At 46.4% G+C, this 16,657-nt stretch carries 13 protein-coding genes; 6 read left to right on the plus strand and 7 right to left on the minus strand.

What is annotated here, in order from left to right:
• Nucleotides 1–161 precede the first annotated feature (161 nt).
• Nucleotides 162–1,673 (minus strand): DUF3360 family protein, encoded by a 1,512-nt coding sequence (locus KO512_RS03615; protein WP_215950974.1) that lies wholly within the window; start codon nt 1,671–1,673, stop codon nt 162–164.
• A 1,032-nt stretch (nt 1,674–2,705) separates the two neighbouring features.
• On the opposite strand from KO512_RS03615, the gene hisC reads away from it, so the two are divergent.
• A complete protein-coding gene (gene hisC / locus KO512_RS03620) occupies nt 2,706–3,767 on the plus strand; it encodes a histidinol-phosphate transaminase (RefSeq protein ID WP_215950975.1) in 1,062 nt (353 codons plus the stop codon).
• Nucleotides 3,768–3,877: 110 nt separating this feature from the next.
• Here the strand turns inward: hisC and KO512_RS03625 are convergent, their stop codons facing one another.
• The 4 genes from KO512_RS03625 to KO512_RS03640 form a co-directional block, all read right to left on the minus strand.
• Nucleotides 3,878–4,783, minus strand: coding sequence for a sensor domain-containing diguanylate cyclase (locus tag KO512_RS03625; RefSeq protein ID WP_215950976.1), 906 nt, complete (start codon nt 4,781–4,783; stop codon nt 3,878–3,880).
• Between the two features lie 151 nt (nt 4,784–4,934).
• Nucleotides 4,935–6,092, minus strand: coding sequence for a type III PLP-dependent enzyme (locus KO512_RS03630; RefSeq protein WP_215951066.1), 1,158 nt, complete (start codon nt 6,090–6,092; stop codon nt 4,935–4,937).
• A 144-nt stretch (nt 6,093–6,236) separates the two neighbouring features.
• Nucleotides 6,237–6,845 (minus strand): CBS domain-containing protein, encoded by a 609-nt coding sequence (locus KO512_RS03635; RefSeq protein WP_215950977.1) that lies wholly within the window; start codon nt 6,843–6,845, stop codon nt 6,237–6,239.
• Nucleotides 6,846–6,932: 87 nt separating this feature from the next.
• Nucleotides 6,933–7,190, minus strand: coding sequence for a DUF1127 domain-containing protein (locus KO512_RS03640; RefSeq protein ID WP_215950978.1), 258 nt, complete (start codon nt 7,188–7,190; stop codon nt 6,933–6,935).
• Nucleotides 7,191–7,356: 166 nt separating this feature from the next.
• Between KO512_RS03640 and KO512_RS03645 the strand changes: the two genes are divergently transcribed.
• Together KO512_RS03645 and KO512_RS03650 are read left to right on the plus strand one after the other, a co-directional pair.
• Nucleotides 7,357–8,793, plus strand: a complete 1,437-nt coding sequence (locus tag KO512_RS03645; protein WP_215950979.1) for a PLP-dependent aminotransferase family protein — start codon at nt 7,357–7,359, stop codon at nt 8,791–8,793.
• A 171-nt stretch (nt 8,794–8,964) separates the two neighbouring features.
• Nucleotides 8,965–9,180, plus strand: a complete 216-nt coding sequence (locus KO512_RS03650) for a hypothetical protein (RefSeq protein WP_215950980.1) — start codon at nt 8,965–8,967, stop codon at nt 9,178–9,180.
• Between the two features lie 72 nt (nt 9,181–9,252).
• Here the strand turns inward: KO512_RS03650 and rlmF are convergent, their stop codons facing one another.
• A complete protein-coding gene (rlmF, locus tag KO512_RS03655) occupies nt 9,253–10,215 on the minus strand; it encodes a 23S rRNA (adenine(1618)-N(6))-methyltransferase RlmF (RefSeq protein WP_215950981.1) in 963 nt (320 codons plus the stop codon).
• A gap of 204 nt (nt 10,216–10,419) precedes the next feature.
• Between rlmF and KO512_RS03660 the strand changes: the two genes are divergently transcribed.
• From KO512_RS03660 to KO512_RS03670, 3 genes are all read left to right on the plus strand, one after another.
• Entirely contained in the window at nt 10,420–11,283 is an 864-nt protein-coding gene (locus tag KO512_RS03660) for a DMT family transporter (RefSeq protein WP_215950982.1), read from the plus strand.
• Between the two features lie 72 nt (nt 11,284–11,355).
• Entirely contained in the window at nt 11,356–11,778 is a 423-nt protein-coding gene (gene hpaR, locus KO512_RS03665) for a homoprotocatechuate degradation operon regulator HpaR (protein ID WP_215950983.1), read from the plus strand.
• Nucleotides 11,779–12,306: 528 nt separating this feature from the next.
• Entirely contained in the window at nt 12,307–14,784 is a 2,478-nt protein-coding gene (locus KO512_RS03670; protein ID WP_252734807.1) for an EAL domain-containing protein, read from the plus strand.
• Nucleotides 14,785–14,975: 191 nt separating this feature from the next.
• Here KO512_RS03670 and KO512_RS03675 read toward each other — a convergent pair whose 3' ends face one another.
• Nucleotides 14,976–16,439 carry an NAD-dependent succinate-semialdehyde dehydrogenase gene (locus tag KO512_RS03675; protein WP_215950985.1) on the minus strand — a complete coding sequence of 488 codons (1,464 nt, stop codon included), beginning with the start codon at nt 16,437–16,439 and terminating at the stop codon, nt 14,976–14,978.
• Nucleotides 16,440–16,657: the final 218 nt, after the last annotated feature.

A 16,657-nucleotide genomic window follows, 5' to 3' on the forward strand; every position in this document is an offset into this window, starting at 1 on the left:
ATAAGACCGGTGTTTAACCGGTCTTATGTTGACAGCTGCAAGCGAAAATCACACTACCCTTGTCGTCCTAGCTGTCATTTACTGGCCTCTATAGGGCTTAGTCTGCATGCTTAGTGATCCTTATGGCGAAAGCTAAGGGATTAATGGCGAAAGCTAAGGGGTTAATGGCGAAAGCTAGGTATTAATGCCGGAATGCCCGGTAACATCCCTACCGATGCCATCACCGTTGTGAGCAGAATGAACATCACTCCCGGTATGATCCAGCGAGTCATATTGGTGAGGTCCGCACTGCGCTCTTTACAGCCCACTAAGCCCAAATTATCAATCAGCATCGTCAACGACCAACCAAAAGCCGGGTTAACCAGTGCAGAAGCAAAGACAACAATAGCGGCTGATTGTGTTGTTTTACCTTCACGGGTCATTTCCATGCCCGCCTCAAGTAGTGGAATAAACACCCCCACCACTAATGCCACACAAAGCACCGGCTGCCAGATGGCTAAATCCATAGGATAGCCCCATAGCCCCGTCACAATACAAAACAGCGCTGTCAGTAATGCACCAGCAGGAATAGGCCGCTTAGCGATGGCCGCCGGCACGATATAGGTTCCCCATGACGACGCAAAGTTAGCACCACCCAACAAGGAACCAAAGGTTTGACGAATAGACGCACCTGTCATGGTATCGTCAATATTCATCTGTACTTTTTCCGTACGCTCAGGGTAACTAATTTTTTGAAAGACTTGATGCCCTAAGAAATCAGGAGACCACATTGCCACGGCTAAAATAGCGAAAGGCAGTACCACCATAAAACTTTCTACCGTTGGTAACCCCAGCATCCAACCTGAATTTTCGCCCCACCAATACATAGGATTGAGGTTAGGTAAGCCAGGGCCCGTTTTAAACTCAAAAGGCGCGCCCATTGCAAAAGCCAAGGTTCCACCTAACAAACAACTCAACGGCACCGCTAACCAACGTTTTCGCCAATGTTCAAGCAATGCATACAATATAATCGTACAAAGAATGACCACAAAAGGGATGTGTGTCATGCCAATATCTTCACCCCAAGTGAACAATTTTTTGATCTGCGAGATGGTACCGACAAATCCAAGGTAGAGTAATAGCCCGCCACAAACCCCCTTACTCGTTAGGTTCGCCAGCATACTGCCGCCTTTACTAATGGCCAACATCAAACCAAAAGCACCGATGAGCAACCCAAACGCCATCGGGTGACCACCTGCAGCAACCACGATAGGAATAAGAGGAATTAGCGGACCATGAGTACCCGCCAAATTAGCAGTGGGAAGCAGAAAGCCCGAAAAAATAATAATAAAGAAAGAGGCAATGAGTAATTCATAACGCACATTCTCTAATATGAAGCTTTCATCAAGTCCAAGAGGAGCAGCAAAGGTTGCAGCGATTGCGCCCACCATCACGACTTTACCAATAGTACCTGCCATTGCCGGTATACTGTCTTCTAGCTCAAAACGATAATCTCTGAACGGCAGATTAGGCCGCCAGCGTTTCGGTGCCATTATTTGCAGTTCGTGTTCTAAATACTCTTCTCTCGTATTAAACGCTGAACTCGGCTTATGTTTTTGCTCATAATTAAGTTCATTCTCATTATTTGAAGGCACAGATCTTTGATCATGTGTTGGGGTAGACGTATTGCCCATGACAATTCCCTTGCTACTAGCTAAAAATGATACTGCATTACAGGATGGCTATCCTATCTCAACGCGGCACATCTCACTAAGCGACAATAGTCACATACCGATCAAGAAGATTATCATAACGTCCGAGCGATCCCCGATCGAATAGCAGCTCACTGAATCGAATATCGATAGCGTAAAAATGTTCTGACAACCATTGACGAACGCCACATTGAAGCCGATATTGGCAACGAATTTATCCAATGTCTGCTCAACACATCTGGCGCACTCGATCCTTTGCTTTATCGGCCTTCGCAATATCGCACCTCTATGGGCTTGAAAAGAGATGCTGACAAAACGTATTCAATAATGGCTGATTTGCCTCACCCTCTACCGGCAAGTCTTCATAAAGACATCGCTCTATACACTCAAAGAGCACCGAGTCCTCATACCAAGTTTTGTTGCAAAGCAGAGACGTCTGACAAAGGCATTGCTTCTAATACAGCACCTAAATCTTGAACAGAAAAATATTAAACCGTTAAAAATCAACGAGATAAAAATATTTTTAATAAAATTATCTTTTTTATGAACTTTACCCCTACAAGCGTCTCTAAATTAATACATCAACGTAATAAGCTACACCTGAACTGCCCGGCGGACCCCTTCCCTCCGGGCAGTTTTTTTTGCTGTTAGCTAAACTCACTGAACAGGCTAAATTCGTCAGTGAGTCAAAAATATTCACTAAAAAAATATATTTCGCTGAACTTTATCTGAACTTTATCTGAATAAGCCCCTCTATATATATACATCAACGTTATATGCAAAATCTGAACTGCCCGGCGGAACCCCCTTCCCTCCGGGCAGTTTTTTTATCTCCTACTTTTATATCAAGTACTATTCAACGGCAAAATAAGTAAGTGATCGTAAAACGGTATAGCGACAACGATCCCCTATTTGGTATGCTAGGCTCAATAGCGCGGCGTCGCATTCGCCGGAATCATCCGGACCTCGCCGCTCACTTCCCGCAAACGCCTATATAGCGACAGATCCTTCATCATGAGTAAATATTGGAGCCCGGCTATCAGCCAATTGACGCCCTATGTTCCGGGTGAACAACCTAAAGTTGATAACCTAATTAAATTAAACACCAATGAGAACCCTTACCCTCCTTCACCGAAGGTGGCCGAGGCGATCAACGACTATCCCAAAGATCGTTTACGTCTCTATTGCGATCCCGATGCGACTGCCCTCAAGCAGTCTCTGGCTTCGCACTTTGACTTACCTTATAACAATGTTTTTGTTGGTAATGGCTCGGATGAAGTCCTCGCATTAGCCTTTATGGCTTTTTTCCGTCAGGACAAGCCTCTGCTATTACCCGAAACTACCTATAGCTTTTACGATGTTTACTGCCATCTGTACGATATTGACTACCGTCAGATTCCGCTGAGCGACGATTTTAAAATTGATCTATCCAACTATGATCAGCCAAATGGCGGCATTATCTTTGCTAATCCAAATGCCCCCACCGGTCGACTCACACCGCTAGCAGCGATCGAAGCATTACTGCAAAAGAATACCGAATCACTGGTTATTATCGATGAAGCCTATATCGACTTCGGCGGCGTGTCAGCGGTCGAGTTAACCCGCCAATATGATAATGTGCTGATTATCCAAACGTTCTCTAAATCACGCAGCCTAGCGGGATTGAGAATTGGCTTTGCACTAGGACATGAAAACCTGATTGCGGGTCTTGAACGGGTTAAGAACTCATTCAATTCATACCCATTAGACAGTATTGCCATCACCGGCGCAGTCGCCGCACTCGAAGATGTCGACTACTTTAACGAAACCACGCAGAAAATTATCGACTGCCGAGAGTGGACCAGCGCCGCACTAGAACAACTGGGTTTTGAGGTTATCCCTTCAAAAACCAATTTTGTCTTTACTCGACACGCCTCACTCAGTGGTGCCGAACTGATGCAATACTTACGCAGCAATAACCTACTCGTAAGGCACTTTAGTAAGCCAGGGATTGAAAACTATCTGCGCATTACGATTGGCACCCAGCAAGAGATGAGCACGCTTATCGACACGCTGAAACAGCACCCTAGCCTTTAAAAAATGACTCAGAACAGTCGCCTCTAACGTAAGCGTTACCGGCGACGATCTGAGTTGATAAAAAAATATTGCTTCGTTGATCAACCTACGACTCGTTTGCTAAGCCTAGGTTATTCACTACCACAAATTTTATTACCGCCCTGCTGCTTGGCGAGTTGCAAACAGTCTTCAGCACGGCCAAACATGGCGTCAGCACTATCCTCCTCTCCCGCGAGGGTCGAAACACCGATACTCACCGTAAAGCGCACATCGCTACCCGCATGCTGAGCGGACAGGTCCAGCACTCGATTGCGTACCCGTTCGGCCGTCAATATTCCCTGTTCCGCATTGGTTTCCGGCAACAGGAGCGCAAAACCATCTTTACCAACCCGCGCTAGAAAATCGGCGGTACGCTTCAGACTATTTAACGATTCAGCTAACCGCTTCAATAATTGATCACCGACATCCCAGCCCAGATCATCATTAATCAGATGCAGATCATCGATATTGATCAACATGAGACTACAGGTCCAGTCATACCGCACCGCCTGAGCAATCGATTGCGCCAACACTGGCATTAACGCCCGACGGTTATACATACCGGTCAATAGATCCCGCTGTACCTGTGAGGTTTCCCGCTGTACCGCCTTACGCCGACTGATATCTTCAATCCGGCAGACGACACTCGGCTCATCTCCGGCAGAGGGAGCCATCCGCACCTCAACCCAGCAACTATCCGTCATGCCCTGCTGTTTTAAATAATCGATCTCTTGCGGATCAAACAGCATCTCTTTCACAAGCAGTTGATTCAACCCTAGTGACTGATCTACCATCCCGGTTAACAAAGTCGCCAAAGATTCAGGAAAAATATCATGCAGATTTTTACCAACCAGAGCTTCGTTTGTCCCCCAAGGTAATGCAGACTCTGCATGTGAGGAAAAGATGATGGTCCCCTGCTGACTCAAAATCAGCACATCTTCAGACAACACATTGAGCAACGCATCAATGCGAGTTTGAAGAATTTGATGTCTATTCATGGTCACTCCGCTGGCAACACCTATAATAGTTTACTTATAGCATAGCCGAGCGCTTGATCAGAAGGACAGCTGCCCATTATCAGCATATGAATCAATATTGAATAACAAAAAACCCGTTTCGGCGGGTTTTATTAAAAGCCTTAGTACTGAATCAGATACAGTAACATTTCAACGGTGGAAACCCATTAAACTCAACGGAGCTGTAACTGGTGGTATAGGCACCGGTCGAGAACCAATAAATACGATCACCAATCGCCAGCGACAGCGGCAGTTCATATTTAAAGTTTTCATACATAATATCGAGGCTGTCACAGGTAGGCCCCGCCAGTACGACCTCTTCTACAGGACCATTTCGCTCAGTTTCCAGCGGGAACTTAATAGCCTCACCGAGTGTTTCGATCAAGCCATTAAACAAGCCTACATCGGTATACACCCAACGGTTCAATGCCGTATGCGACTTACGAGAGACCAACACCACTTCACTGACCAGTAAGCCGCTATCGCCCACCAGCGAACGTCCAGGCTCAAGGATAATTTGTGGCGGGTTATCACCAAAATCTTCCTTCAGGTAACGGGTAATCTCTTCACAGTAAACGGAAAAGTCGTTCGCTTTAGTCAGATACTGAGCGGGAAAACCACCGCCCATATTAATTAAACGAAGCTGAATCGCATACTCACTGCGTAACCGCTCGAAGATAACCTTAACTTTAGCAATCGCGGCATCCCACACATCAATGAGACGTTGCTGAGAACCCACATGGAAAGAGATGCCATAAGGCTCTAATTTCAGCTTTTTCGCCAATACCGCCAAATCAATCGCCATATCGGGATTACAGCCAAACTTACGTGACAACGGCCAGTCTGCACCTTCGGCACCCTCGGTTTGAATACGAATATACACCCGTGAACCCGGCGCATATTCGGCGATATTATGCAGATCTTCTTCAGAATCCGTGGCAAACAGGCGCACGCCCTTTTCGTAAAAATAGCGAATATCATCACGTTTCTTGATCGTATTGCCATAGCTGATACGGTCAGGAGTGACATTATGTGATAACACCTGATCCAATTCATAGATCGATGCAATATCAAAACTGGACCCTAATCCAGCCAGCAACTCTACAATTTGCGGGTGGGGGTTAGCCTTTACCGCATAGTAGATAGACGCAAAATCAAATCCATTTTTCAGCTCTTGATATTTTTCTGCAATCGTCTGCAAATCAATCAACTGAAAGGGTGTCTGATGCTGATCGGCAACTTTTTTCAAGCGAGCCCATTTTTCAGCAGAGATATGATCCGGCAATTTCATCACTATTTTTACCTATACTCCTGCCGGGTTCTCCGGCGGATAAGCGGAGCGTTTTAACTCCATTAGAAAACGCGGAGTATAGTTAAAACGCCCCTCCTGTAAAGTTAATTTTAAACGCAAACGAGATTATTTTTGCGCTTATAATTAAATCACTCGGTCATTGCCCTGAGTTATAATTTTTTCAATCTCAGCAAAGGATTTTGCCTCATACATAGTATCGAAGCCAACACGAAGTTTACGGGAAACATCGCTGGCCGAGATGATCCCACGGATACGTTTGATCCCTATCTCGGTTTCATCCACCACCAGCAAATGCTGATCCCCCGAGTTTTTCAGCGTTAGCATAATATCGCCAACCCGTGAGTGATTAACCTGATCGAAAGTCAGTGAGCGTAAATACTGCTTATGCAACATGATATGGCCAACGGACACCTCATCACGGGTGACACCATGATTTTGCATATGAAGGATCACTTTATTATCAGCGATGTCCTGAGCACTGATAACCCCTACAAATTTACCTGGCAGAGTAATCACAAACAACATGCGCACATGTTGGCTCTTCATGCGCTCCAAAGCATCATCAACCGACACGCCTTCGGTCACGGTTATCGGTATTATCGCACTGAAATCAGTCATCACTTCGATCGCGGGGTTTGTGACGCTAAACGGCTGCTGTTTCTGATCCGGCGTCAACAGATGTTCAACTTCACAATTATCCTGTAAGCGTAAAGGGTAGAATTCCTGTGGCACAGGCACCTCCTAATTTTTATTTTTATAGTACCTCTACAGCATAGTTCTGTTTTTGACTAAACCGCCAGTGTATTAACCACTTAACGTTTAAATAGTTAGACAGAAGGTCAAACCAATGCCGGCCACCAAGACACACGAAGCCACGCTATAGGCGATTAAGAGAGGCGAAGACGACTCAGTTTCGCTCAACGTTTGATGATCCCAGAATGGCCGTCTCGCTTCACGCAGCGCCTCTGAGCGAGTCAGCCCGATATCTTTCAATAGGTGCGCATCGAGCTCTTTGAGCAATCGCCGACTGGTATAAGTTTGTCCATATTGCTTTAACGATCTTAGTATCTCAAACATTCTGAATCCCTCCTCTGATAAGGGCTTCAGTTTATGATTCAATCTGATACCATTACAGATTCACAATAATTTTTATTAACCCAGTACAGTTAACTAAAGCCTTTATCTGTACTGCCACTTATTAAAAAAACTGTGCTGTATTCGATACTGTACTGGGACATTCTCTATGAAACTGTATGAACAGGTAGCATCAACGGTTAAAGATCGTATCGATCTAGGCTATTACCGTGAAGGCGATAAACTCCCCTCGGTACGGGGGCTTAGCCAAGAACACGGTGTCAGTATCTCCACAGTGCAGGAAGCCTATGGGTTACTGATGGACGATGGGGTAATTGAATCCCGCCCCAAGTCTGGCTATTACGTTCTTAAATACCAAGAGATCCCAGAGCTCCCCGCCACCAGCAGCCCGATCCCTGAACCCTTAGTGGTCGCGCAGTGGCAAAAGCTAAAACATATTATTCAGGAATATCACAACCAAGCCGGGACAAAACTCAGTTTAGCGCTGCCCGATACCGAAACCGCGACCCTCAAACCGCTGATTAGACTCATCGCAGAGCTCAGCCGCACCGAAACCAGCCGAATTCTCAATTATGAATCTGCCGCCGGCTCGGCCGAACTTTGCCATCAGATTGCCCGCTTAGCGGTCGACTCGGGTTGCCGTCTCAATCCTGATGAGATCATTACCACCATCGGCTGTCAGGAAGCGCTTTCCTGTAGCCTGCGCGCCGTCACGGAGCCTGGCGATATCGTCGTGGTCGATTCCCCCAGTTTTTTTGGTTCGGTGCAAGCCATCAAAATCAACGGCGTTAAAGCGCTTGAGATACCTACCCACCCAGAAACAGGCATCTCTCTCGAAGCATTAGAGATGGCTTTTGAACAGTGGCCGATTCGCGCCGTATTACTGACCCCCACCAATAACAACCCGCTCGGCTATTCGATGCCTGATAAACACAAAATTCGGCTACTGGCATTATTGAAACGCTATGACATCCCCTTGATTGAAGATGATATCTACGGCGATCTGAGCTATACCCTGCCACGACCACGCACCGTTAAATCCTTTGATACTGAAGGGCGCGTTATTCTCTGCTCATCTTTTTCTAAATCCGTCGCGCCAGGGCTGCGTGTCGGCTGGGTCGCACCGGGGCGTTATCGAGAACACATAATCATGGTGAAGTATCTATCGAGCCTATCCACCCCACCGCTCACGCAGATGGCGCTAGCGGAATTTATCGCCCAAGGTTATTACGAAAAGCATCTACGAAAAATGCGTATTAACTATCAACGGGATCGAGATGCCGTCATTAGCTGGTTAAAACGGGATATGCCTGAAGGTACTCGGATCAGTTACCCGCAGGGAGGCTATCTATTATGGATCGAACTACCGAGTGAGATCGATACCAATGAGCTCAACCGACTGGCTATGTTAGAGAGTATCAGCATCGCGCCAGGCACACTCTTTTCCGCCTCGGGCAAATACAAAAATTTTATGCGTATTAGCTGTGTAAACAGTGCTAACCCCGCTATTGAAAAGGCAGTTACGACACTAGGAAGGCTCTGTAAAGAGATGCAAGCACAGATACCGCTAGCAGAGCCCGTCTAAGTAGTTAACCTCGAGTAGATTACTTAAACTGAAAATGCACGTGAAAACATCTCATGCTAATTCCTCCACAGTCAGCATTTTTTGACTACACTCATTTATATGTCAAGAGGCAGTCCGCTCCATCAGGAACGGCCTGTCGTGTATATCATGACGATCCAAGGGGGATTGAATGTGGAAGGATATAACCTGGAGTCACGCGTAAAAAGTCTCGAGGTGCTCACCTCACTGCTACTCGCCATCACCAGCAATATACATCAGGGGTCACCAGCACCCTTAGAAACACTTAAGCATCTGCTTAATGCTCACCCAGATATAATGACCGACGATCTACTTAACTACATGGAAGAACTCGAAAACACAGCTAAACTGCTGCAACAACGGCATTAGCGCAACAGCCTAGGCTCATCGCTACACCTCTATTAACACAGTACATTAAGCACTAAAGGCTGAGGCAATAACTTATTTATCGCCCCAGTACCCTTCACGCCACTGCTGCTGAGCCTCTTGCGAAAGAAAGGTCCATAGCAGCAGACGGCTTTGCTTTTGTCCCTGTGACATCGCGACGACCTTTACGCGTTTAGCCCCAGCACTTTTTAAGGCACCGGTTAGCTGAGCGATATTATCCTGCTTAGACACTAAACAACTAAACAGATAGCACTGCTCAGCAACCGTCCGGCTTTCAGTAATGATCCGTTTAATAAATGCCAACTCTCCACCCGAACACCAGAGCTCATTACTCTGGCCACCGAAGTTGAGCTTAGCCTCTGCTTGCCCCAAATGGCGCCGTTTGCGTCGATTGGCCGCTTCACTTTCTTGCGCCGAGCCATGAAAAGGTGGATTACACAGGGTAAAGTCAAACCGATCAGACGGTTTAACAACACCTTTAAAAATACTTTTGGCATCCCCCTGCAAACGACAATGTATCTGCCCTTTTAAAGAGGGGTTCGCTTCAGCGATAAGGTTAGCCGTATTCACCGATATCGGATCGATATCCGTGCCAACAAACTGCCAGCCATAGGTTCGATTACCAATTAAGGGATAGATACAGTTCGCGCCAACACCGATATCTAACCCCTGAATCATTCGCCCCTCGGGCACCACACCGCCGTTGTCTATTGCTAACTCATCGGCTAAATAATGAATATAATCAGCCCGTCCCGGAATCGGCGGACAAAGATAACCAGCGGGGATATCCCAAAACTGAACACCATAGCTCTGCATCAACAGCGCTTTATTCAAAGCCTTGACCGCCAGAGGGTCATGAAAATCAATCGTCCGATCACCCGAACGGCTCTCGATAACGTAGGGTGTTAGCTCAGCGCTGAGCAGACAAAGTTTGTCAAAGTCATAACGTCCCTGATGGGGATTACGAGGGTGTAGCCGATTAACATCTCGCCCACGACGCTGTTGTTGTTTAGCCATAATTTAAAATACCCTTAGCCCTACATCGAAAGCACAGCATTGTATCCTAAGTCAGACCAAAAGAGGCCCATCATCGGATTTCAATGCAGTTTGATAATAATATGGATACAATGCGCGCAATATTCGCCGCGTCGATGACCGAAAGATGGCATCAGCCTAATAACGATAAAAACTGACACTATCGATAAAGGGATTTAACAAACAATGAATACCGATTACCTAAAAGGATTTCTCTTCACCTCGCTAGGTGTACTGATTCTCAGCTTTGATGCACTGCTGATTCGTCTTATTGACGTCGAATCCTTTAGTCTATTGTTTTGGCGAGGCCTGTTAATGAGCCTGATGGTGGCACTCTGGTGTCGCTACAAACACCCCGGCAAACCCCTTTTTAACCTCGACTGGGCCAGTACCCGCTCGTCACTACTGTTCTGTGCTAGCTCGATTCTATTTGTCACAGCGCTTTACCATACCTCGGTTGCCAATGTGTTGGTTATCATCAGCGCTCAACCACTGTTCGCTGCCATTATTGCCCGTGTGTTTATCGGCGAGCGTTCCGCACCTATCACTTGGATCGCCATTGCCATCTCAATGTTTGGTATCGGTTGGGTCATGAAGGACTCATGGTCTAGCCCTAATTTGAAAGGCGATCTTATGGCGCTTGTATGTGGCACGATGCTAGCTGCTAAATTTGTTAATGATCGCTCGGTAAAGCATCGGGATATGACACCGGCGCTGATAACCTCGGGGCTACTCATCAGCGTTATTAGCCTGTTCGGGGCATCCCCGTTGGCTCTTTCCGGTACGGATTGGGGCTGGATGCTCTTACTCTGCGTGATTATTATTCCCATCGCCTTTGTCCTAATCACCATCGGTCCAACCCGTATTTCAGCCGCCGAAGTCGGGATGCTAATGCTATTAGAAACCGCCTGCGGGCCACTGTTAGTCTGGTTATTTCTTGATGAAGCACCGAGCTTAGCAGCCCTTCAAGGTGGCGGACTGGTGATCACCACACTGTTACTCCATGGTTATATTCAGTGGCGACGCTCTATCCGTAAAGAAACTATGTAGTAAAAAACATTTGCATCGTTCGCCGCGAATAGTAAGAATGAATGAATTAGTTTAGATATTAAGAATAAACATATGCGTAAATTTGAAGACTCCTTGCCGTTACAACTACTTAAAGCCCGTGAAGCCAGCATGGCCCTATTTCGGCCGTTACTACAAGACAATAATGTCACCGAACAACAGTGGCGTGTGTTAAGGGCACTCAAGGCGTTCGATGAGCTGGAATCCAAACAGCTGGCTGAGCACTGCTGCATTTTGAGCCCAAGCCTGACGGGGATCATCAAGCGCTTGGAACAACAGGGTTATATCAAGCGTAAGAAATCAGATGAAGATCAACGCCGTACCCTATTAAGCCTAACCGATAAAGCCCTAGACCTGTTTGAGCGACTCAGCCCCGATGTAGAAACGCAGTATCAAGCCTTTACCAAACTCTATGGTGAAGAGAAACTTGAGCAACTGACTAAGTTACTCAAAGAGTTAGCCGAACTTAAGGTTTAAAACACCCTGATAATACGAGTATCTCTTATCAAGAGGCGTTGGTTAAAGCACTGTTTACCGCTCAAACCACGCCTTGGACCGCACTCTTATCTACGGTTAGAAAAGTGCTTAACCCGCCGAAAATGGCGCGTTTCAATTCACCTTTTACTCCCCTGCCTCTTCCTGCGTTGCATGTGCTCGCTTTTTCACAACGGCCAATGCTCATACTCATACTTACAACGAATGACTTTTTGCCCCTCATAGGCTTAACCATAAAGCAACCCAACGACCTTCATCGACTGTGTGTTAGCAACGAACAGATCACAGGTGCGAAACAGGATATCGGCCCTACTGATGAATTCAAGAACGCCAGCAACTCTTTGCAAACTAACAGTATGTGTTTTTGATTAACATGTGATTATTTTTAAATATTATTAAACTTACAGCCAGTTTTACTTATATCCACACCGCCCCAATGACAGCCATTTTAATATCGATATATTGAATAAAAACCTTTCCAAATATATGTTTCTCAACAATACTGCCGTGATGACATCAAAAAAATCCGGTCCGAAGACCTCCATTGATTGCCCCGAACAACTATTCAAAATGGTTTTTGACCAACAACATCAATTTCTTGCTATTTTATCGCCAGAGTGCCGCGTACTTGAGGTTAACCAGCTAGCGCTCACCATGCAGGACGCTGAACGTAAAGACTCTATTGGGCACTTATTTTGGGATATTCCACCTTGGAATAAGCTTCCAGAATGGGCCGCTACTTGGCAACAACGCTTTCAACAAGCCGCGTCTCAGCGCACCCCTATCATAACGGAAGATGTGTATCGGATAGCGGATGCAACGCATTATGCTGATACCGCTACGACAGCCCTTTATTCATCAGAGAGTGGCCCGCTGATTGGCTATATCGTACAAGCCACCGATATAACAGAACGCCGCCTGGCCGAAAACAGAGATTTAGAGATTCAGGCGCGCTTAAACTTTGTTCTTGAGCAGAGCCGTACCGGTAATTGGGATCTAAACCTAACCGATAAAACCGCCTACCGTTCACCGCAACATGACCAGATATTTGGTTACAGCACATTACTGCCTGAATGGACCTATGAGACTTTTCTCGAACATGTGCTACCCGAGGATCGCGCCGATATAGACCAAAAATTTCAGCAGTCGATAAAAGACAAAACTGATTGGGATTTTGAATGCCGCATCAAACGTAAAGATGGCGAGATTCGTTGGATCTGGGGCTCCGGTAGTTATCAGCTGGATGTCTCTGGAGAGACCACTAAAATGGCAGGGATCGTACAAGACATCACTAAACGTAAACAGTTCGAAGCCGATAATCAGCATTATGCCGCAGAGTTAAACAGCCTGTTTCAGGCACTACCGGACATCTATTTTCAGATCAGCTCCGACGGCACTATTTTAGATGTGCACGCTCATAATCTACATGACCTGTACCAAGAGCCAAGCCATTTTCTGGGTAAAACGATGCAGGAAGTTTTGCCGCCAAAGATAGGTCTGCTATTTCAAAACAAACTCACTGAGATAGAGCGCACTCATGTGATGCAGGTCTTTACTTACGCCTTAACGATCAAAGGTGAGTTACGCTACTTTGATGCTCGATTGAACCAAATGTCGATCGACAATAAGCTGGTATGCGTCGTGCGCGATGTCACTGATATAAAACGATCGGAAAAAGAGCTTTATCATTTGGCTCATCATGACGCCCTCACCGGATTACCTAACCGACTGCTGTTAAACGACTATATCAATCAGGCAATTAAACGAGCAAAACGCCAAAGCTCATCCATCGCTGTTGTTTTCTTCGATCTCGATAACTTTAAAATGATCAATGACAGCTTTGGTCATACCATCGGTGATCTTCTCCTGAAAGAAACCGCTTCAAGGTTACTTAGCTGCGTAAGAGAGCAAGACTCCGTCTCACGTATTAGCGGTGATGAGTTTATTCTTCTGCTCGAAGATATTAGCCACCCTGATAATCTCATTAGCCTGATCAATAAACTGCTGCACACATTCCAAAAAGAGTTTCTGCTAGCGAAACATACCATGTCTGTCACAGCCAGTATTGGCATTAGCCTTTACCCACAAGACGGACAAAATTCGACCGAACTCTTACGCAATGCAGATACAGCCATGTACCGTGCCAAAAACAATGGCCGTAACACTTATCAGTTTTATGAAGAGGATATGACCAATAGCGCTCTCGAACACATATTTTTTAAAACGAGTTTACAACAAGCCATCGACAGAGATGAGTTCTATCTCAATTACCAACCACAAGTCCGCATAAAAGATAATGCCATTATTGGCCTAGAGGTCTTAATTCGTTGGAACCACCCTACTAAAGGGAATATCCCGCCGGGTAAGTTCATTCCTTTTGCAGAAGAATCAAATTTAATTATTGAAATTGGGGAGTGGGTGTTACGCACCGCCTGTACTCAAGCAAAACGATGGCTCGATAGTGGCATTGAGTTTGGTCGTATTGCGGTCAATGTTGCAGGCCCTCAAATTAAACGGGGTAAACTCGTCGATACCATTAAAACCATCCTGTCCGAAACCGGTTTGCCCGCACGTTTTCTCGAAATAGAAGTAACAGAAAGCTATGTAATGCAGGACGCCGATCGAGCCATCGAACAGCTCAATGAGATGAAAGCCCTTGGCATCACCTTAGCGATTGATGATTTCGGTACAGGTTACTCCTCGCTTAGTTATCTAAAGAAACTCCCGATTCATAAGCTAAAAATAGATGGTAGTTTTATCCGCGACATTCCCACTGATACTGACGATATGGCTATCTCGAACGCCGTTATCGCATTAGGCGCTAGCCTTGGGCTAACAGTGATCGCAGAAGGAGTAGAAACGAATGAGCAAGCTGACTTTCTTAAGCAAGCGGGTTGTGACGAAATACAGGGCTATCTATATAGCCGACCCATCGATACCGATGCGATTGAACTATACCTCGCAGACCCAATAAAACAGTTGCATTAACGTCTTACAGTCCCAGATTACAACAGTCGATCATCAACGCATGGAATGGCTTCTCCCACCTAAAGGTGTATCAAGCCTTCCCTAAAATAAGGCAAACGAATTGACTGTTTATCAATATAAAAAAGAGCCGCCGATCTTCTGATCGACGGCTCTTTTTTTATCAAGCTTTGAGTGTCAACAGCCGCGGTAAATTAGCGCTGCAAACCACCCATACAGATATATTTAGTTTCTAAGTAGTCATCCAAGCCGTATTTAGACCCTTCACGGCCCTGACCGGATTCTTTCACCCCACCAAAAGGGATCACTTCAGAGCTGATCGCCGTTTCATTGACGCCCACCATGCCATACTCGATACCTTCAGACACACGCCAGATACGACCGACATTTTCCGTAAACACGTAAGCCGCCAAACCAAACTCGGTATCGTTAGCCATCGAAATCGCTTGCTCTTCAGTACTGAACTTAAACACCGGCGCAACCGGGCCAAAGATCTCTTCAGAGAAGATATTCATACTGTCGTTCACATTGGTCAGTATGGTCGGCTCATAGAAGCAGTTACCCAACTCGGATGGTTTACCACCGGTCACCACATTAGCACCCTGCTTAACCGCATTCTGCACAATGGTATCGATATCGCCTAACGCCTTCGCAGAGACAACCGGCCCATGAGTGGTATCGGCATCGAAGCCAAAGCCTAAACGGAACGCGTTAACTGCCTCTGCAAATTTTGCGACAAATGCATCATAAATACCTTCCTGAACCAACAACCGGTTAGCACAGATACAGGTCTGACCTGAGTTGCGGTATTTAGAGATCAACGCACCTTTGACCGCCAGATCGAGATCCGCATCATCAAAGATAATCACGGGCGCGTTACCACCTAACTCCATAGAGGTTCGTTTAACCGTATCGGCGCACTGTTTCATCAGCAGCTTGCCCACTGGGGTCGAACCGGTAAAGGTCAGTTTTTTAACCGTTGGATTCGATGTCATCTCACCACCAACAGAAGATGAGCGAGCACTCGGCAGCACGCTGAACAGACCAGCAGGCAACCCAGCACGATTAGCCAGCTCAGCCAGCGCCAATGCCGACAACGGTGTCTCTCCGGCAGGCTTCAATACGATGGCACAACCAGCCGCTAAAGCAGGAGCCGCCTTACGGGTGATCATCGCATTAGGGAAGTTCCAAGGTGTAATGGCCGCGACCACACCCACCGGTTGCTTGATCACAATACTACGACGGTCGCCTGCCGATGGCAGAATATCGCCATAGATGCGCTTGCCTTCTTCGGCAAACCATTTCAAATAAGAGGCACCATAAAGCACCTCACCTTTTGATTCGAATACCGGCTTACCCTGTTCAATTGTCATAATAGCCGCCAGATCATCGATATTATCGATAATCAGCCCATGCCAGCGCTCCAACACCTCAGAACGTTGACCGGCGGGCAGCGCTTTCCAGCTCTGCATCGCGGCATCCGCCGCAGCAATCGCGCGAGCGGTTTCCGCCTGCCCCACACTGGCGACTTCAGCCACCACTGCACCGGTTGCAGGGTTAAGCACGGAGAAGCTTTCGCCCGTATCACCATCAACCCACTGCCCATTAATAAACGCTTTAGTCTTTAGCAAAGAGCTGTCATTCAATTCTAATTTCATAGCAATCTCGTTTAACGTTATCGGGCAGCGTGTCCCGTTGGCACCGACCCATTGGAATCGATCTATGGGTCGATAATACACAACATTAGTTAACATGTTAAGTTATCAGTAAAATTTACGGCTCTTTTACCGATACCCCACAAGCAAAAGCCGATCAGCGTTGAGCAATAGCAGGTCGTTAATCTGCTAATATGGTGCTACAGCATCACTCTGAAATC

This window comes from Amphritea atlantica (genome assembly GCF_018860855.1).
Classification (GTDB): Bacteria; Pseudomonadota; Gammaproteobacteria; order Pseudomonadales; family Balneatricaceae; genus Amphritea; species Amphritea atlantica_A.